The sequence below is a fragment of the Rhodopirellula sp. SH410 genome, from assembly GCF_055811895.1.
This window is the reverse complement of sequence record NZ_CM147949.1, coordinates 344,610-363,177: the sequence shown is the minus strand read 5'-3', so window position 1 is coordinate 363,177 and position 18,568 is coordinate 344,610. Positions and strand designations below refer to the sequence as shown.

The window sequence follows — 18,568 nt, the reverse complement described above, 5'->3', positions numbered from 1 at the left end:
GACGCCGCCGACAACCCGGCTACTGAGTCGAAATCGCCAGCCAAGCGAGCGAGCGGCGAAACCTGGTGGCTGGCTGGCAGCGATGGGCGGCACTTGTGGTGAGTCGCCTGTTGAATGATCGGTTCGGTGTCGTCCCCTGGTGTCGCGACACCAAACTAACCGCACTTTGCAAACTTTTTCCCGTCTTTTTCGGCGATCTTTTCAGCCGACAAACTACGAGCGTGAAACAGCGTTTCAGCTATAAAGAAAACAGCGTTTCACGCGTGTTTCACGGATGGCATAGATCGTGCGTTGAACTTTGTCGCCACACTGCTGGGCTCGCGTACCGAGTGATGCGGCGGTGGCGACCACGAACTCTATTCTATCGCGTAGTAACTGCCAGATTCTAGTCCTGGGAGCATTGGCTGGCTGCTTGGGGCACTCACTGGATCCAGCGTCACCGCCGCGACTGCGTATGCACCTTCTACCTGATGTTTCAGGTACCAGTCGTAAAAACCGTCACCATTGGCACCGTCCCAGAACGCTCGATCTGATCCTTGCAACGAACCGGAGTACCAGGCTGGCATCGTTTTGCTGCCACGTGAAAATATCTCTCGCCAAGATGGACGCGGAGTCGTCGATACCACTCGCAGGGTCGCCTGCTCGCAACGCGGGCACGTTGGCTGCGTCGATCTTGGTTCGCTGGGCTCCGGTGCAGTGGGTGGGAACTCCATCGCGCCCGCGGCATACGGTAGCTCGGCCGCATTCATGTCATCGGCGCAGCGTTGCTGGTAACTCGCCAGGCGACTATTGCTCCAACCGCCAAAGTATCGGGTTTTGGTCAGTTGATCAGGCTGGATGTGGAGGCACCAACTACGCACAAACTCGAGTGTCGAAAGCGTCACCGGAACCTGCTTCGACTCGCCGCCCTGTTTCGCCCCCTCGCGAGCCATGAACGTGACTTCTTGTTCATCCGCCGCGACGATGCGTGAATTGCTGATTGGTCCGCCCGTTAAGTAGCGAGTCAAGTAACGCACCAAATCGTTCGGGCCGCTCGATCCCGATGGCGGTGGCTGGATAAAGCTGACCCACTCCAGGGACGAAAGATGCGCTAACAGCGAATCCCAGGCAGAATCCTCTCGCAAGTCGCCAAACTCACTGTCCGTATCGAGCTTCAGCTCGCCACGCACGCGTAATCGCTGCAGATGAGAGATCGCAAACTTGCGAAACGAGGTGCGAATATTGATCGCGTCGACCAAGTAATGGCTGTCGCTGATGTCGGCCCCTGCCGGTGACGTGCTGATTTGCCAACCACTGTTGTCGACGCCCGGTCCCGACCCGGGGACAAGTGCGTGGACGTGCCAGTGGGCTTCCAGCTTTTGATTCCAGGTGTGCAGCACCATGATCGCCGCGGGATCATAGCCCTGTTCACTGCGGATCGACTTTTGAAGGCTTTTCCAGGCCGATTGAAATAACAAGTCAGCGAGCGACTCGCGATTGCTCAACGCCAACCGCGAAAGTTGGCTCGGTAATGTGAACACGACTTGGTAGTAAGCCACTTCATCGAGCAGCAGCTTGCCAGCTCGTTCGGCAAAGTCGTATCGTTTGCTGCCGCTGCATTGATTGCAGTGCCGATCACCGCACGAATTGTAAACATGACAAGTCGCCTCGCACGTGTCACACTGATACTTGTGCCCGCCCAGCACCGAGGTGCGGCACAGCGATAGCTTTGCCAACACACTCTGCACGTTGTAGCAAGCTCCGCGATCACGGTACTCGGCGACGTACTGAGCCGCACCGAGTCGAATGATTTGAGCTACGCTGAGCTTCTCGGCCGCGGCCGTTATTCGGCTGGATTGCCAGGCGGATTGTTGTGCGGTTGGCTGTTCTCCGGTTCGGTCTTCTCCGGTTCGCAGTTTGGAGACGCGCTGCTCTCCGGCCTGCCGTTCTCGGCCGGTGGTTGATACGTTGGCAGTTGTTTCACCGGCAACCAATCCAGTGGACTGGGCGTCGAGATCATGTGCTCTCGCCGGCAATGCAGATAAATCATCGTCGTGACGAAGCTCGCGTGACCGAGCAGCTTGCTGATCGTCAGCAAGTCCACGCCCGCCTCGAGAAGTCCCGTCGCGTAGGAGTGACGAAGCGTGTGAGGTGAAATGCGTTTGCGAAGCTTCGCCATGCTGGCTGAGTGCTTGATCGCCTTGAGAATCGACGTGTGATTGTAAGGTCGGTCCGGCAGGTTGCCAGGGAACAAGAGAATGCTCGGCTTGTAGGACCGCCAGTAGTCTCTCAGTTCGGTCAAGAGTCTCGGTGAGAGCGGCACTTGTCGATCCTTGCCTCCTTTGCCGTGGCGAATGTGAATTTGCATCCGCTGCGAGTCGATGTCGACGAGTCGCAGATTGGCTGCTTCGGAAAACCGCATCCCCGTCGCGTAGAGTGTCGTCAGAAAAGTTCGCTGTTTGAGGTTCTCGGTGCACGTGAGCAGCTCGTTGACTTCATTTCGGCTGAGCACAACAGGCAGCGTCTTAGGACTTTTCCCAAACGGCACCATGGAGACCGGCCATGGGACACGAATCGAATGGGTGTAGAGAAACCGTAGCGCACAAACGGCTTGGTTGAAGCTGCTATATGCGAGATTCTTGTTTTCGATTAGGTAAAGCTGGAAGCTTCTAACGTCTTCCGGGGTTGCCTGGTCCAGCGGCTTTTGAATGAAGTCACCAAACCGCTTGGCGTGGTAGGTGTAGGCGTCGATCGTGGCGCCCGCCATATGGCGAATCTTCATGTCTTCGGCGAGGCGCTGTGTGAGTGGGCAAAGACGTTTTTGGTACGGAGTCATGCTGGGTATTCCAGTAGGCAGTTAACTTGCCAGTTCCCGAAGCGGGAGCGGCCAAGTAGGAGACCCAGTAGAATTGCCGTTACAAAAAGCGCAACCTCTTTAATCACTTTAATCGTTAACCGGAAGAAATAGTTGTAGCTCACATCCCCTACAACCGAACCGGTTGCCCTTGGCCTGATCCGCACCCATTCGACGTCTTCAGTGGTACTGCTTCAGGATGCCTGTCTCGACATGCTCTGGCTGGGAGTTACTTGCGCGGAGGCGACACACATCCACCACCGGCATCCCAAAGAAAGCAAAGCGAACAGCAAGCACAACTCCTCATATCAGTTCTTGGCTGGCATGGATGCCAGCCCTCCACCCGCAGGGATGCGGCCAGTCACCAGAAAGCTGCGCCCATGCTCTGCTCCGGAGCAATTCGATTAAGTTCAACGGCGGCGATATGCGGGCGGCGGCGAGCGACTCAACTACTGAGCCAAAGGCGACCAACGCCGCTCAGCATCATCGCATTGTTACGAGTCGTTTAGTCTAGCGTAGTACACGCGGGCTTACCCACGTCTTCGATCCGCAACGAGCACTGCGTCACAGTCACCAATTGATCAGGCGTCGACAGTGCCCCGGCAGGGCAGGCGTTGGTTGATGCCCCGCAGGGCCTGTGCTGACTCGTGCCCCGCAGGGCAGGCGATGGTTGTCACAACTCAGACTGCGGACGATGCCCAGCAGGGCACACTTGGCTTTGCATCCACATTCGGCTTCAGTCCGGCTTGGTCTCGTAACGGTCGCCGTAACCGGGGACGGCGAGTTGGTTTTCCATTTGCAAACGCCCAATGCCGTCCTCCGGTTCACGGCATGGTTATCGCCGGTGTTCGGCTAGCGATCTTGACGCGCCATTTGAGCAACTACGCGACGGTTTTCATTGCCCTTTTTCTCAAGTCCGTACGACAACAAAAAGGAGCCAATCGACCGATTCGGATTGCCCGCAGGTAAGTCAAGCGAAAATTCTACATGATCGGGGATCTCGATGTCCCGTTTCGGCAGGTGGTCTTCTGTGGTTGAGTCCAACGTAACCGGTGGCGTTGATCTAACGAGGTCTTTAGAAAAGCGTCTACGCTCGTCGAGTCGCCACTCCGTTCCCACTACATCGCGACCTGAGATGGAAAGAAGAAGTTCGCCGGACTTAAGTGATTCGTTGGTCCAGTGGTGAATCTCATCTTCAGTCTTAATTGCCGGAATTAGCCGTGCGTCTAGAATCGCAATCTCGCCAGGTTGAACCACCTTCCGAAAACTGTCCGTGGGATAGGGCACGAATCGCACAGCGTGCGATTCTTCGCCATTTGAAAAATTCAGCTCTACATCGAGCCGCTCAATTACGAGTGGACTGCTGCCGCTACACGAAACGTTTAGGTCGAGTAAAAGGACGCTTCCGACACCGAGCGGGTGAGTGTCGATGGTGTTCTGATTACCCTCCGTGACCGTGCGGATGATACCCAGCTCATCTGCGACTGAGATCACATAGCGTTGCTCGGGATTGATTGAAGTAGCTATCAGGGAGTTGTTCTCTTGCAACAATTTGTTTTGCCACCACAAGAGACCTATCGTCAGCAAGGCAATCAATCCACCGGTTGCAGCGACCGAAGACGGTGAGAAGAACAGGTTCCAGCAAAACGCACTAACGCACGCGGACCGACGAGGGTCCTCTGCGTTTGGAAACCGATCCTTTCTGGTCAGAAAGTTGTAAACAATCCGCCAGAAGCGATGCTCTTGCTGAATGAGATTGGATTCGGTTTCGACGTCCATGGTCGGTCAAATCAGAGGTGGGATGATCAGCTCGTTGCAATAACGTTAAAATTCACGGGGCCGCGACATCGGACGCCCCATTTTAAAAAACGGTAGCTCGCGGCTCCCGTGCAATTTATGGTTCCGCATTCTCATCGCCTACCGTCTTGCGCGCGCCATGCACGAACGGGTCACGCCACTCACCGATAGTGGGTTTCATTTTCGAATTATATAGCGTGTAAACTGAAGGAGGGTTTTTGATTGCGAGCTTTGGATCATTCTCCTTTACACGAACGAGAATGCCATAGTCGTAGAGTCTCCGTTCTTTCTTCCAACATAGCCACGCATCATCACGCCAAAGCATGTCGCAACCATTCATTTTTCCAGGGTGCCAATACTTGTCGGCGGCACGAAACCACCCTTGTTCAAACTGAATTTCTCCATCTTCTGATGTTCCACCCTCGCAGCTAAATAGAAAAAATGTGAACTTGCCACTTTTAACCTGAAGAAACGACCTGTGGAAATCCTGGATTTCACTAACGTTGACATATATCCCGTCGATCAATTCATTCTCACGTTCGGCAGTGGTCGTTGTCGCTAGAAGCTTGGGGAGAATAGGCACTTCGTACTCGTCAATAACGCCGTCGCCATTGGTGTCCAGCTCCTCAACGCTTTGAGCGAGACAATTGCTTACCAATAACGCTAGGCTCAAGACGGCAGTGAAACGCATTAAGAATCCTTTCAATGGCGGAACGGTAGAAATCACGCGGCGGCGACGAACTACTCACCACTTCAACCAACTTGACTTCGCCGCTCGTGTGCATTTCGTGGTTCCCCGTTTATTCATGGTCGGTATCGTCGTGAATACAGTTCGGTTACGCCTGTGTCGGCGTCTAGAACAGTCGCGTCGGACACAGTCAAAGAGACAAGTTGCAACGTTCGGTATGCTTGCGAGTGATTTTCGTCCGTGATGATCAGATCACCAGCGTCGTCAATGTACCATTGCCCACCTAGCGCGGCCACCTCATGAATGTCACCGTGCTTTGTGCCTTCAGTCCAAAGAACGCCGCCATTGTTGCCGAAGGAATAGTTCGCGATGCGTTTCGGGTCCTGAAGTTCGTATCGCCATTTTTCGGTTTGGAGATGGTCCCATGAAACAACCGGAGGACCATTCGTTACAGACGGTGCCGTCGGTCCGCACCCCGTGGGCACGGTGAGTAGCCAAGCAACGACGGTGATCGTTATCGTGTAGCGGAACATTCAAGATTTACGATCGGAGAACGGCGGCAATATGCGGGCGGCGGCGAGCGACTCAACCACTGAGCCAACGGCGACCAACGCCGCTCCGTCATCATTGCATTGTTACGAGTTGTTTAGTGTAGCGTAGTGCCCACAGGCTTACCCACGTCTTCGATCCGCAACGAGCACTGAGTCACAGTCACCAGTTGATCAGGCGTCGGACCATGCCCCGCAGGGCAGGCGTTGGTCGATGCCCCGCAGGGCGTGTGCTGACTCGTGCCCCGCAGGGCTGGCGTTGGTTGTCACCGCCCGCCCGTGAGTCGATGCCCCGCAGGGCACACTTGGCATTTCAACAACACTGGCCTTCAGCACGAGCCTTGATCTCGTAACGTTCAGCGTAACCGGGTCGCGTCGAAAAAGTTTACCATCGCCAAAACGCTTGACACGCGACTCCGGTTCACGGGATTGTTATTTGCACGCATCACCATCCGCCCAGCCAATGAGTCAAGCTTTCATCAGCCAGCTTGAATTCGTGGTCGCCTTCACAGAACGAATATACTGCTGGGTCGTTCGTAATGCCATCGGCAATAAAGTAAAAGCAAAGATAGCCCTCGAATTCGCAAACAAATATAGCCCGGTCCGGCGTTGTCAATCGTTGAGGTGATGATCCAATTAGTTCTTCGCCACGTGATCTTAGTGACTGAAGATGTTCTGCGTGCAGGTCAGAAGTCTCGAAAGAACGAAAGCCTCCGGAGTCTCTTTTATTACCAGCGATTGACAAATATGCACGATAAGAAACCGGGAGAGGGAGACAGAGGAACGATTCTAGTTCATTGATTTCTTGTATTGTCATCGGTTCGCCACTAACAAAGGCAATGTTAAATTTCCAGCGATAAGATCGGATCGAACCGTGCCCGAGGCCGAAGACGCAGTGTAAAACATCTCGCACAATTTGCAGCATGCCCTCGTATGGCCATTTCAAAATTGTCACTTGCTAGGAATCAAGAACTCAGTCAAATAACGTTTGGATTCACTGGGTCGGGCCGTGAAAAGTTTGATCTGCCAAAACGCGTGATGCCCGACTCCCGTGCAATCCATTGGTTCTGCCATCCTTTAGGTGAGTCGATCTGTCTCTGCGTGAAACCAATCAAGATACTCCTCAGATGCGTTAATAAATCCCTGCGTCGAACAATTTGCGACAGTCAAAAGTCCAAGATCGTCTCGTCGCAGAATCGCAAGCGTACCCGCCACTGGTGAAACAATGAATGATTTGTAACCATCGAATTGTTCGCCCCAATTCGTCAAAAAGTTAAAGCGACCATAACGCATCGAATCGCGTTCAATCTCTTGGCTGTTCCGGTCGTCATCCCCGTAAATTGCATGATCCAATAAATCGTGAAGTTCAGCATTGGAAATTCCATTGAAGGAAGCGTCCCAGAGATCGATAACGTTTTCTCGGAACCAGCGAAATTGACAATATGCTGGATATAGTCCACAGTGTGGATTTTCATAGTCGCCATAGATCTGTTTGTCGCAAACAACACGCATCCTTCCCCAAACGGCAGAAGGTGCCGATAGATGGGATTCGCTCATTGCCTCGATGGCAAAATCATCGGGGTTGCCAAATAGCATGTTTGCGGATCGATTTGGTTTTGGCAGAACGCTAGCCGTCACCGAGGACGGACAACAGATTTTCCACTTCAAAATCCGCGCAAGCCGTCCTTCGGGAGAGTAGACCGGGGTCTCTTTGGTTTAGGTTATGCTTTGTGTTCACTGTTTGCCACTGGTTTCCCGTTGTGGTGTCACAATATTTCAACCTTGCCTCATTGACCCTCGGCCCCTCGCAGATCCGGACGTGCCGCGTTACAGCATCCGGCTCCCAGATGTCACTTGTCCCTCGCACTCAGCAACTCACGGTCCATCGCGATCAGGTCCTTCAATTTGGTCGGGCCCGCCAAGGGATGAAGTTCCGTGAAGCGATTGAAATCGTCCCAGTTCACATAGCTCTTCTGACTCCGACGGCTCAAGTGACGCTTCGCCATCCGACGAACCTTGCTACGGTAAGCCATCAGCATCGGCCAATTGTCATTGATGCCGTAGTACTGATAGTGACCGCGAAGTTTCATGTTAAGCGTTTGCCACATCTCGCCGACCGGTGTCGAGAGCTGATGATGAAACCACAGACGCATCTCCATCAACTTCACACGAAGTTTCTTTCCTGACGTTCTCCGCTTCAGTTTGAACTTTCCTGCACGCGACAGGCCACAGTAATGAGTGAATCCGAGGAAGTCGAACGTGCTCGGCGCGCCTTCGCCACGTCGCTGGTGATCGCGACTCGCAAAACGTCCGAACCGGATCAACTTGGTTTTCTCCTCGGCGACTGACAACGAGTAACGGCCCAGTCGCTTAGGCAACACCGCTTGGTATCTCATCGCATCGGTTTCGAGCTCAAAACAACACACAAAATCATCAGCGAAGCGAATGATTTCCGCTTCTCCTCTGAGTCGCGGTTTGACTTCACGCTCGAACCACTCATCCAACACATAATGTAAATACACATTGGCGAGCAGCGGTGAGAGACTGGCTCCTTGCGGAACGCCGTCTTCGGTGGCCTGCAACCGGCCTTCGATCATCACCCCTGCTTTCAGAAAACATACGATCAGCCGCAGCAACTTCGGATCGCTAATGCGTCGTCGCAGTAGCTCTTCGAGGTGCTGGTGTGACACGTTATCAAAGAATCCCTTGATGTCAGCATCACTGATCCAGTTTACTTTCCGCGTGGCGATGAATCCTCCCAGCGTCGACAATGCCTCGTGACAAGATTTGCCTGGACGGTAACCATACGAAGTATCGTAAAAATCCACTTCGTAGATTTGTTCCAGGATCATCACGACTGCGCGTTGGACAAGTTTGTCCTCCACGCAAGCGATACCGAGCGGTCGCGTTTTCCCATTCCCCTTGGGGATGTTCTTTCGCAAGCTCGGCTGCGGGCGATACGAGCCTCGATGGAGTCGCGTCAGTAGACCGCGAAGGTTCGCTTCGAGATCTGCTTCGTACTCTTCCACCGTGACGTTATCGACACCAGGTACTTTGCCTCGTTTGAGTCGGCGAAAGGCATACCACAACAGCTCATGAGTGAGCAGCGAAAAGAGGTTGTTAAAAACCCCTTCGTGGTCAGCCTTCGCTCTCTGAGAGATGCGATCCAGCCGAGTTAGCACCGAGTCTCCGTCACTGAGTACGGTCGGTGCCCGGTCTGGACCGCGTGTCATCCCGATCCGCTTCCCTGCTCCGATATTACTCGGCATGCCGCGTCCCGATTGGCATTCGGGCCGCTGCGGTACTACTGGATCGTCCGATTCCCTGAAAGTCATTTGTCTTCGTTGCTTATTCCACTTCTAGGACATACTCGATCGATCGAGATCGGCAGTCGCGAATCGATCAAGAACCTCAGGGCCTCACTGGTTGCCTGATTGACATGGTGTGTAGCGCGAGCGGGGCGCCGACTCCGGATCTCCACTCACAGCTTGCCGGTAGCGCTGTGAGCAATGTTGCCTTAAGGCATGCACAAACCTTGGGCAGATTCAACAGTTACAAAATTTCGGAGCTAATCCCGTTCACGGTCACAGGGCTACCTGCGATCCATTCACCCTCACTACCTTTCTGTGTACGCTTCAACCAACGACTTCGGCGGTGACGCCTTATACGTTGGCTGCAACACTCGATACCGGGCGTGTGGCTAGCACTTACCCGGACGGGATTCACACCCGCTTGTCAATCAGACCTTGCCAGTCCGCACGTGCACGGCATGGTTATCGCAAGTTGTTTGTAAATTGCGGCCATCATCGGAAGTCCGCGTTGGTGAACAAGAGCCACAGTGTCGCGACCGAAACGAAACCAAAGAAAACGGTTAATCGGAACATGTATGAGGACCACAGGAGTCGTCGAGTCGATCGTCCAGTGAGATAAGCGTATAACGTAACCAGCGGAGATGCGATCACCAATCCACAGATCGCCCCGAAAGCGACGATGTCCACGATCGCAAGCATGATCTCCGATCGGTACGACGCGTAGGCTACAAGTGCGAAACCAAATACAAGCAGCATAAGCACCGGCCAACGAACGGCCCATTGTTTTGGATCGTTTTCAGCTCGGGACGAGGTCGGCGGGGCGTACGGTTCTCTCACCGTCTATAAGTACCTCAAGTCAGTGCGATAACGCAACGCGTCACCCGGTACGCGCAAAGGATTTTCAATTTCAAGACCGCCCGACTCGCGTACTCGGGTGCACGCGATTGTTCCCCGCATGTTGTATCACGGTAGAGGACGATCAACGCGGATTCCATCGTACGGTGGAATGTATCCGGGTTGGCCATCATGATACCACGAGCGATTCAACAACCAAGCGTGGTAACGAACGTAAACCCGAGTTAAGTCGGGGCGTGTTCCGCGATCCTCACGTGTATAGTCGTAGAACTCAGAAATCAGTTCGGCAAGTCGCGCGACAGAATCGTCATCCTGAACCTGTTCCGACTCAAGCAGCATGTCGACGATCCCAGTCCAGAAAAGATTGTTGCCGTCGTCAAATCGCGGCAACAACCACTCACGGAAACCGGTAAGGCATCCGGTCGCAGTATCCAAGCCAGTCAAGTAAGCGTAAACACTATTGAGCGTACCGGGCGCGACGTACATTCCCGGTCGCTTACATACGTGCTGGATTAAGTCAAGCTGTTGTGCGTCCAAGAGCTAAGTCCCGAAAGATTGAAGCACCATTTTGTCGGGGAAAGAATCCATGTAAGTCCAAGGTTTGACGGGTGGGAGCCATTCGTTAAAAAACTGGCGACTCAAACCCGTGATCACGGCAGCTTGCGACTGCCGGTCACATTCACTCCACCCACCAAACACATGAACTGAAATCACATGAAGATTCTCGCACTTGACCTCGGCAAATTCAACTCCGTTTGCTGCTTGTTCGACTCAAAAACTCGCAAAACGCAGTTTGTCACGACACCCACTACGAGAGAACACTTCGGTGTCATCTTCCACGACACCAAGGCCGATCTGGTCGTCATGGAGGCCTGCGGCCCCTCGGGATGGATCAATGATCTGGCACAACATCAAGGGCATGAAACACTCGTCTGCTCCACCAACGAAGAAGCCTGGCGGTGGGCCAACGTCAAACGCAAAACCGATCGGGACGACGCTCTCAAGCTCGCTCGCATGGCCGCCATGGGTGAGCTCAAAGGCGTTCACACACCGACGCTGGAACATCGTGAGTTCCGATCGCTCGTCAAATACCGCAAGACTCTCGACGGACGAATCAACAAAACCAAGAACGCCATCCGTGCTTGGTTCGTTAACCACGGGATCGAGATCGCAACCGGCGAGAAAGCCTGGTACTCCGGTCGCGAGCACATCAACTCGTTTCGCAAACCCCTGACTGACTGTGGACCTGACGAGCTTTGGAAAGGAGAACTCGACATCGAACTGACCATCCTCGATTCGCTGACCGAGCAACTCACTGGTGTCGTCAAGAAGCTCGAAGCGATCGGCAAGAATGACGAACGCATCAAGCGAGTCCAAACGATCCCCGGAGTCGGACCACGAACCGCTGAAATCCTGGTCGCGTGTCTCGACGACCCGCACCGCTTTGAAAACGGACGACAAGTGTCGGCCTACTTCGGCTTGGTTCCACGGCAGTATCAATCCGGCGAAACGGATCGCAACGGACGCATTACCAAGCGTGGCAATCCACTGGCACGAACGATCCTCGTCGAATGTGCTTGGGCCTCGCTGCGATACAACCCATGGGCCAAGGGCGTCTACGAAAGGATCTGTGGCAAACAAAAAACACGTAAGAAGAAAGCGGCTATCGCGTTGGCTCGTAAGATCGCTGTGATCGCCTGGGCAATGCTGCGAGACGAAAAGGATTGGGATCCCAAGCAAATGATCCAGGTCACTGAATCGTTCGGAAGGATGCCGACGGGGCTCAAGGACTCACTGCAAAACATGAAACCCAAAGAGAATGCAGATCAGCGAAAAAGTCGTCTTCGCAAGGAAGCCCGCGCGGCGAGAGAGGCCGCCGAGAGGGGTGCTTCAAAAACAACTGGGCAGAATCCCGTGAAGAGAACGAGCACTGGATCTGCCAAGCCGACCGCTTCCAAACGCAAGGCGACCAACTCGCCGGCGACGCGCTCGCCTCGGTCCACTTCTCAAACAAACGGGAAACGACAAACGAAAACCTCCAAGCCACGGCGAGCAAGAAAGCCAGTATCGCGTGACTGATGCTCCGACATCGGCGTAACGAATCGGCCTTGCTCGCCGCTCTCATCTTCCGGTCACCAGGACAACCTGTATCGGCTGCCTGATGCTTCGACATCGGCGTAACGAATCGGACCTGCTGACCATTCAAACCATCTCATTACTCCAACCCTATCGTCATTCCTTCAGTCAACACCACCCGGTCACCCCAGGAGCCCGCTGCCAGCCCACGACACGAACCACCAAGGAACAGACCTGCCCTCCGTACTGAGCACCGACCCAAGTTGATGCGGACCGTTCGATTTAGGATCGATCCATTGCAAAGGATCGCTAGAACTATCCGACACATCGCCCTAAAGAATGTGCCGTACCGAAGGAAGACCACTTGCTGCTCATTGAAGCCTCCAGGCAAGTGCTCGCCGAAACACGTCGCCAGTCCGAATCAAGTGGCTGGAACCGTGCAAGGATAACTGAGGGGACGCCGCCATCATGAATCATGTTGGCCCACCAGGACCAAGAGCGTTCACACCTCGAATAGTCGTTTAATCCAGCTCCTTACCCGTTCGTGTCAGAAGCCGTTGATGCATCCGTGATCGACATCAACCGAGATGGAAACCGGTGCCATTCACCTGCGCCTTTTTTCGGTCGCCACTAACGGGCGAGCGACCGAAAAAAGCCTCCGGCGAACGGCACCTCACCTCCACCAGCGGAAAAAAATGAAGTAAGACAAAAAACAACCCAACACCACTTGTCAAACCTTGGACTTCATAGTCGGCAGCGATCAGCGGGCCGGGACGATTGACTTTCCATTCGTAAAACCTTGCAAGCCCGGCTCCGTTGCAGTACGCCCAACGATGGGCGTGATCTTGTGGGGTGCAAGTCCCCTGTACTTAGTTCCGGTTCCTTCGAAGGGAGTCATCATACCAGATGGATAGCTCATAAGAAGCCAGTACGAGGCGAGGGCAACTGCGGCGAGGTGACAGACCGTGGGGAGGAAGCCTGCGAAGACGATCGTTAAGCCAGCGAACCACACGTGCTGGACGTCTTCTCGCCAAGACCTGCCAGGTTACGAACAGAAACCTCATACGAGGCCGACGACTCCAGGCGAGCGGGCTGCTGACCGCGAAGCCGAACCGGAAGAAAGAGCGGAGGTAGATGAGGAACTTGGGCAGGGACAGATCACGTGTCTCGGTGCGATTACATCAACCCGAGGCGTCCCTTATTTGGGGAGATCTCGATGCGTACCCGTGAGTAGGGCTTGCCCGAAAGGCGGGGCGGATGCGGCAACGCACTTCCGTGCAAAGAGAAGTCAGCAAACGTCGTAGTACCGAGCCTTCGCAAACCAGCGAAGATGGGAAGGACTGAACGTCACAAAACAAGGAACGAACCACCGATGACCTCTGAACCGCCGAACGAAACGTGTCGCCAACTTCGATTGTTTGAAGACGGCGACGCATCGCAAAACATCCAGCGAGATGATTCGACAGGGGCGGGCATCGAGAAGCCAGCCTTGGGCGATGACGCCAACGAACTGATGGAGGAGATTGTCGACGATGTCATCATGGAGATGGCTTGGGCGAGAGTGAAGGCCAACCGTGGAGCCCCAGGGCCCGACGGGATTACGGTCCAAGACTTTCCCGAGTGGATCGCTCCGTGCTGGTCAGGCGTTCGACAGAAACTTCTCGATGGGACTTATCAGCCCTCAGCGGCGCGACGAGTCAGCATCGATAAACCCGATGGCGGCACACGCGAGCTCGGCATTCCAAACTTGCTCGATCGTGTGATCCAAACAGCCATTGTATTAGTCCTCACGCCGATCTTTGATCCGGAGTTCTCCGATTCAAGTGTCGGCTACCGACCCTATCGCTCGGCTCAAGATGCAGTCCGGCAAGTGCAGAAGATCATCCGCGGTGGTCGTCGCCGATGCGTTGATATGGACCTTTCAAAATTCTTTGACCGAGTCCAACACGACGTATTGATGGCTCGCGTGGCCCGCAAGGTCCGCGACAAACGACTGCTGAAGTTGATCGGACGCTACTTGCGAGCCGGCGTGATGGTCGATGGTTTATGCCAAGCCAGCACGAAAGGAACGATGCAAGGTGGCCCACTTTCGCCACTACTGTCGAACATCTATCTAGATGATTTGGATAAGGAACTGGAGAAACGGGGTCTTTCGTTCGTGAGGTATGCGGATGACTTTGTGATTTTCACAAAGTCCGAAGCCGCCGCACAGCGTGTATCGGCGAGCGTCGAACGTTTCTTACATGAGCGACTGAAATTGACCGTCAACCGCGACAAGAGCTCGATCCGCAAGACGGACGGGCTGGAGTATGTGGGCTACGAGTTTCGTGGCTACGGCGGCCAGATTCGCGTGAGTGCTAAGAAGCTCGACACATTCAAGAAACGCATTGCGGAGATCTTTCGTAAGAGCCGCGGTGTGTCGATGAAATCGCGATACGCGGAGTTCCGTTCTTATGCTATGGGTTGGCTAGGCTATTTCGCACTGGATCAGGTCAAGACAACGTTCGCAAACTTGGATAAGTGGCTTCGGCGACGGGTCCGAGCTTGTTACTGGAAGCAGTGGAAGAAGTCGAAGACTCGACTGAAGAAACTGATTTCGTTGGGCTTGTCTTATCGTGTCGCTCGCGGCTTTGCGATGAGCGGCAAGGGTGCCTGGCGTCTTTCCATGACGTCCGGCGTCCAGCGGGCCTTGTCCATCGAGTACCTGACTACCGAGGGCTTGTTTAATCTTGAAGAGCGTTGGAAATCGCTTGCATCCTTGAGGCGAACCGCCTAGTGCGGCCCCGCATGCTAGGTGGTGTGGGAGGGGTCCCGGGCAACCGGGCTCCTATCCCGATCGGCATGGTTACCCGAACGTTTGTATCATGGCTCACGATCGAACTGCCCAATCATCTTTGCAAGCGTGGGGATATCGATCGACTCAGAAAGATAGGTAACCGACCCATCGACATATGCGACAAAAGCGCCGCCAACGTGGTCCGAATAGATGCCTTGTTCATTGTCATGGTTCACGCCGACATCGCGGGCATTGACCCGCCAGGAAAACGAGTTACTTGCAGACCACCCATCTTGCCCGCCGTAATCCGCGTCTGGTCGGAATGCGCTTACGGTTGGACGTCCATCCACCATATGCAGTGGGCGTCCGCCGCGTTCGATAAGCATGATTGTGTTCGATAGCCCATCTGAGACATCTCTGAATCTACCTTCCCGATAGCGAGTCAGTTCCCCATCTATCGTTCCATTATCGAAAGTCGGCAGCCCCCATACGCCCCAACGAAGATACCGCGTATCGCCGTCCCGCCCATCGCTGGGAAGGACTTCGGGAATAACCCAAACGCCTGCCAACGCATCGTAATCGCTACGAACCACGCGATACTTGTCGTCTTGGCTTTGCGATGGGTGTGTCCAGGTCCATCCCATGTTCTCGGAAGGCGTTGCCCCACTTGGGCAAACGTAGTGCGAGACAACAGTCGTAGCCACCGATTTGTTCTCCACATCAGTTGCGAGGACGTTCCAGTCGATCGAATCACGTAGTGCCGACTGTTCGAGGTATGGCAGCAAGGCGGCACGCCACGAGTGCATGTGATGTAGATCCGTCTCATTGAGCGGATAAGATAGGGATGTACCGTTATACGGCGAAGGCAGATTGCCATTCGTGTTGTGAAAAGCGTGCAAAGCCAACGCGGTCTGCTTGAGGTTGTTTTGACAGTGTGTCTTTCGAGCAGACTCACGCACGGATTGGACTGCAGGGATCAGGATCGCGGCAATGATGCCCACAATGGCTATCGTGACAAGCGTCTCGATAAGCGTCAGACCGCGTCGCTTCAATTGATTGTCCATTCGCATTTGTCCAACCTTTGGTGGACGCTGAGGCCTGCATCCTTTCGGGTAACGTTTAAGTTCACCCGTTCGGCTAGGCTGAGTTGACCCCTCGAAACCGTGTTCCGCCGAATCGTGGTGCAACGACTTTGTTGTACTGGGCACTATGGGCGGTTGCAAGTCGCGAATCAACGGCTCAGTAATGGCTTTACGGGCTTAGTGTTTTACCATCGCCGGCAGTGGTGGAAATGCAATTTGGCGTCGTTGCTTGATATCGCATCCTCCGCAGCGCGCACCTTCGGTTCCTTGGGTGTCGCGTTTTGCTTCGCACTGCGGTGTTTTTGAGAGCGCGTCATGCGGCTTGTCCGTGAGTTGATTGACGAAAGGCGGCCGCAGGTGGTGACCGCCCGGCCTGAAATGAATGGTGGCTGACCAGAATCGCACCGCACTTGGGGCACCGGCACGCTGAATCCATGCCAGCCGCCTCGCAGACCTCCTGCCAACTCGGTGGTGCTGCCCCCTCGCTCGACAGTGCGGGCTCGCCTAACGTTGCTCTCGCGATCGCCAGTTTGGAATGCGGGTTGCCGCAGTACAGCCCGTAGCCTCGCACGCACTGGTAGCCTCGTGGTGGCACGTGCTCGAACCAACGGGCTAGCAACACGTTGACGGGCAGCCGCATTGCACCTTGACGCTTGCCGTCGCCGCCCTCGAGTTCACTGAGCCGGTAGCGGAACTTGACGTACCCATCTTGTTCGTTGATCAATCGCGAGTTGCCCATCGGGCCGCCCTTGATATAGCGTGCCAGATAGGTCGTGACGCTCTGGCCATCGCGGTAGGCGTCGTGAATCTTGACATTCCACGCATCGCTGAGCTTGAAGAGCAAGGTATAGAATTGGTTGCGGGTCAACTTCGGTGGCAATCGTAGCTTGCCCTTATTGAGCTTCTCTCGCAGGATGGCTTTGAACTTGCCCCGAAACGTGATCATTAACACTTTGCGTGGTAGCAGGCATCTCTTCTGCGGCGTGATCCACTGGCCCGTATCGCTCAAACCTCCCGCTGTGACGAGGACGTGCAGGTGAACGTGGATCTCGAGTTTCTGGTTCCATGTGTGCAGGGCCGCCAGGATACCGGGTCGCCCGCCAAGATACTGTGGATCATCGAGCAGTTGCGAAAGTGCTTGCGAAGCGGCGGCGAAGAGCGTGTCGGCGAACTCGCGTTTGTTGTAACGCCAGAGTTGGTTGAGCTGGTGTGGGACCGTGAAGACGATGTGATGATGGGGCACGCTGAGCAACCGTTGCTTCCATCCATTGAGCCATTTTTCGCGAGGCAGCCAAGCACATTGAGGGCAACACCGGTGCAAACACGAGTTGTAAGCGACTTGGTGGTAATGCCCTTCGGGGCAACTGTTAACGTGACCGCCCATTTCGCGAGTTCGGCAGTGGATGATGCACCATGCCGCGTGCTGCATGTCAGGCGTCAATTTCCTTGTTGACGTAAAAGCGTCGAGATGCCGAGTGAAAAGAGTTTGCATGTCGAGCGACATTAGACTCACCTACCAAAGCGTCAAGCTCGTCAACGGGATTGATGCATTCCCTGCACCTGTATCCCAAAAAAGAAAAAACAGCGAGCGAAGCTCATCAATATAACTGTTGGTTGGCATGGATGCCAACCTTCTGCCCGCAGGGATGCGGCCAGCCACCTGGACCCTGGGTTCCACACGTTGCTCCGGAGTGGCTGGTTTGAGATCCGCAATCAGCGAGAGACATCCGACTCGCCAATATAAAGGTAAAATTCCTTAAGATTCTCCGTGGCCAGTACAACGCCAAGCGTAACCGGGAACGGCCCGGTAGATTTTCCATACCTGTGAACCTGACGCCGTTCTCCGGTTCACGTTTTTGTTCGTCGCGTCACTATAGGGCGACCGGGATAGCATCATGAAGACGATTCGATGTGTCTGGAATAAGTTGAGTAATCGTTTGCAATCGTTGTTTTTGTGTCGCACTGTCGTCGAACGGCATTCCGATTTCACCACGAGTCAACATGTCAACGAAGGCGGCGATAGCGAGCGAGACATGGGCCGACTCGGCACTTGGAAGGAGACCACCAGGGTTGTCAATGAGTTCGTGACAACTGCTTGTAATAGTGAGTTCTGGTGTGAAACAGATTGCGTCTGCAATAGGCGATGGAAGATTGTCTTCCGTAATGCCGTAGACGATGGAGAACGGACCATTGGTCTTTTCTCCAATGATGGGGGAATTGAGGTCTGGGTGTCCGAGAAAGTGGCGGAACGTCATGCTCAGGTCGAGTGGGATCAGTTCGTCCGCGACACACCAGGCGTGATCCGCGCCAGCTCCTCGAGTGGTAAAACACTGTTTCCCGCCCACGTAAGTAGTTACTTGGCCGCGAACAATATCGCATTTCAGCCCAGATTGTCCAAGCACAAGCTTGGTAATGAATGCGTGTTCCCGGCAGAACCATCCTGCGTCGTGCCGCCCCTCGACAACGAAGGGCTGTTCCCAAAGAAGATCGTTGAGTATGGGGGCGATTGACTTCGCGATAGATGCAGCGTCTTCCATATTCGATTTTGTCGACGAACGTTGGCCATCAGCGGGCACGGACGTTTGATTTTCCATTGTCAAAA

Annotated in this window: 15 protein-coding genes; 2 read left to right on the top strand and 13 right to left on the bottom strand. The window is 54.5% G+C overall.

What is annotated here, in order from left to right; translation table 11 throughout:
• Nucleotides 1-356: 356 nt before the first annotated feature.
• From SH410x_RS01300 to SH410x_RS01260, 9 genes are all read right to left on the bottom strand, one after another.
• Nucleotides 357-1,787: an IS91 family transposase gene (locus SH410x_RS01300; protein WP_473677446.1), complete on the bottom strand. Its 1,431-nt coding sequence runs from the start codon at nucleotides 1,785-1,787 to the stop codon at nucleotides 357-359.
• Nucleotides 1,788-1,822: 35 nt separating this feature from the next.
• On the bottom strand, nucleotides 1,823-2,815 hold the full coding sequence (locus SH410x_RS01295) for a tyrosine-type recombinase/integrase (RefSeq protein WP_473673955.1): 993 nt from the start codon (nucleotides 2,813-2,815) through the stop codon (nucleotides 1,823-1,825).
• Between the two features lie 870 nt (nucleotides 2,816-3,685).
• Complete coding sequence (locus SH410x_RS01290; protein ID WP_473673953.1) at nucleotides 3,686-4,612, bottom strand: hypothetical protein; 927 nt, start codon at nucleotides 4,610-4,612, stop codon at nucleotides 3,686-3,688.
• Between the two features lie 115 nt (nucleotides 4,613-4,727).
• Nucleotides 4,728-5,321, bottom strand: coding sequence for a hypothetical protein (locus SH410x_RS01285; RefSeq protein WP_473673951.1), 594 nt, complete (start codon nucleotides 5,319-5,321; stop codon nucleotides 4,728-4,730).
• Nucleotides 5,322-5,434: 113 nt separating this feature from the next.
• The gene (locus tag SH410x_RS01280; RefSeq protein WP_473673949.1) at nucleotides 5,435-5,851 is read right to left on the bottom strand and encodes a hypothetical protein; all 417 of its coding nucleotides are present in this window, start codon (nucleotides 5,849-5,851) and stop codon (nucleotides 5,435-5,437) included.
• Nucleotides 5,852-6,311: 460 nt separating this feature from the next.
• Nucleotides 6,312-6,821 carry an SMI1/KNR4 family protein gene (locus SH410x_RS01275; RefSeq protein ID WP_473673947.1) on the bottom strand — a complete coding sequence of 170 codons (510 nt, stop codon included), beginning with the start codon at nucleotides 6,819-6,821 and terminating at the stop codon, nucleotides 6,312-6,314.
• A 122-nt stretch (nucleotides 6,822-6,943) separates the two neighbouring features.
• A complete protein-coding gene (locus tag SH410x_RS01270; protein WP_473673945.1) occupies nucleotides 6,944-7,462 on the bottom strand; it encodes an Imm42 family immunity protein in 519 nt (172 codons plus the stop codon).
• 254 nt (nucleotides 7,463-7,716) lie between these two features.
• Nucleotides 7,717-9,201: a group II intron reverse transcriptase/maturase gene (ltrA, locus tag SH410x_RS01265; protein ID WP_473673943.1), complete on the bottom strand. Its 1,485-nt coding sequence runs from the start codon at nucleotides 9,199-9,201 to the stop codon at nucleotides 7,717-7,719.
• Nucleotides 9,202-10,140: 939 nt separating this feature from the next.
• A complete protein-coding gene (locus SH410x_RS01260; RefSeq protein ID WP_473673941.1) occupies nucleotides 10,141-10,569 on the bottom strand; it encodes a hypothetical protein in 429 nt (142 codons plus the stop codon).
• Between the two features lie 177 nt (nucleotides 10,570-10,746).
• On the opposite strand from SH410x_RS01260, the gene SH410x_RS01255 reads away from it, so the two are divergent.
• The gene (locus SH410x_RS01255) at nucleotides 10,747-12,111 is read left to right on the top strand and encodes an IS110 family RNA-guided transposase (RefSeq protein WP_473668591.1); all 1,365 of its coding nucleotides are present in this window, start codon (nucleotides 10,747-10,749) and stop codon (nucleotides 12,109-12,111) included.
• A gap of 1,369 nt (nucleotides 12,112-13,480) precedes the next feature.
• Nucleotides 13,481-14,884: a group II intron reverse transcriptase/maturase gene (gene ltrA / locus SH410x_RS01250; protein WP_473673939.1), complete on the top strand. Its 1,404-nt coding sequence runs from the start codon at nucleotides 13,481-13,483 to the stop codon at nucleotides 14,882-14,884.
• Nucleotides 14,885-14,970: 86 nt separating this feature from the next.
• On the opposite strand, the gene SH410x_RS01245 is transcribed toward ltrA (SH410x_RS01250), so the two are convergent.
• The 4 genes from SH410x_RS01245 to SH410x_RS01230 all read right to left on the bottom strand — a co-directional run bounded on the left by SH410x_RS01245 (nucleotide 14,971) and on the right by SH410x_RS01230 (nucleotide 18,560).
• Complete coding sequence (locus SH410x_RS01245) at nucleotides 14,971-15,954, bottom strand: DUF1559 domain-containing protein (RefSeq protein WP_473673937.1); 984 nt, start codon at nucleotides 15,952-15,954, stop codon at nucleotides 14,971-14,973.
• 197 nt (nucleotides 15,955-16,151) lie between these two features.
• Nucleotides 16,152-16,283 (bottom strand): hypothetical protein, encoded by a 132-nt coding sequence (locus tag SH410x_RS01240; protein ID WP_473673935.1) that lies wholly within the window; start codon nucleotides 16,281-16,283, stop codon nucleotides 16,152-16,154.
• Nucleotides 16,280-17,470 carry an IS91 family transposase gene (locus SH410x_RS01235; RefSeq protein WP_473673933.1) on the bottom strand — a complete coding sequence of 397 codons (1,191 nt, stop codon included), beginning with the start codon at nucleotides 17,468-17,470 and terminating at the stop codon, nucleotides 16,280-16,282. Before SH410x_RS01235 ends, SH410x_RS01240 begins: the two co-directional genes overlap by 4 nt.
• A gap of 367 nt (nucleotides 17,471-17,837) precedes the next feature.
• Nucleotides 17,838-18,560: a hypothetical protein gene (locus tag SH410x_RS01230; protein ID WP_473673931.1), complete on the bottom strand. Its 723-nt coding sequence runs from the start codon at nucleotides 18,558-18,560 to the stop codon at nucleotides 17,838-17,840.
• Between the last annotated feature and the right edge of the window lie 8 nt (nucleotides 18,561-18,568).

Bases quoted from the DNA above. Each gene is read 5' to 3' on its own strand.
- SH410x_RS01280 (WP_473673949.1), bottom strand. From the start codon at position 5,851: ATGTTCCGCTACACGATAACGATCACCGTCGTTGCTTGGCTACTCACC.
- SH410x_RS01240 (WP_473673935.1), bottom strand. From the start codon at position 16,283: ATGACGCGCTCTCAAAAACACCGCAGTGCGAAGCAAAACGCGACACCC.
- SH410x_RS01255 (WP_473668591.1), top strand. From the start codon at position 10,747: ATGAAGATTCTCGCACTTGACCTCGGCAAATTCAACTCCGTTTGCTGC.
- SH410x_RS01295 (WP_473673955.1), bottom strand. From the start codon at position 2,815: ATGACTCCGTACCAAAAACGTCTTTGCCCACTCACACAGCGCCTCGCC.
- SH410x_RS01230 (WP_473673931.1), bottom strand. From the start codon at position 18,560: ATGGAAAATCAAACGTCCGTGCCCGCTGATGGCCAACGTTCGTCGACA.
- SH410x_RS01270 (WP_473673945.1), bottom strand. From the start codon at position 7,462: ATGCTATTTGGCAACCCCGATGATTTTGCCATCGAGGCAATGAGCGAA.
- ltrA (WP_473673943.1), bottom strand. From the start codon at position 9,201: ATGACTTTCAGGGAATCGGACGATCCAGTAGTACCGCAGCGGCCCGAA.
- SH410x_RS01285 (WP_473673951.1), bottom strand. From the start codon at position 5,321: ATGCGTTTCACTGCCGTCTTGAGCCTAGCGTTATTGGTAAGCAATTGT.
- ltrA (WP_473673939.1), top strand. From the start codon at position 13,481: ATGACCTCTGAACCGCCGAACGAAACGTGTCGCCAACTTCGATTGTTT.
- SH410x_RS01235 (WP_473673933.1), bottom strand. From the start codon at position 17,470: ATGTCGCTCGACATGCAAACTCTTTTCACTCGGCATCTCGACGCTTTT.
- SH410x_RS01245 (WP_473673937.1), bottom strand. From the start codon at position 15,954: ATGCGAATGGACAATCAATTGAAGCGACGCGGTCTGACGCTTATCGAG.
- SH410x_RS01290 (WP_473673953.1), bottom strand. From the start codon at position 4,612: ATGGACGTCGAAACCGAATCCAATCTCATTCAGCAAGAGCATCGCTTC.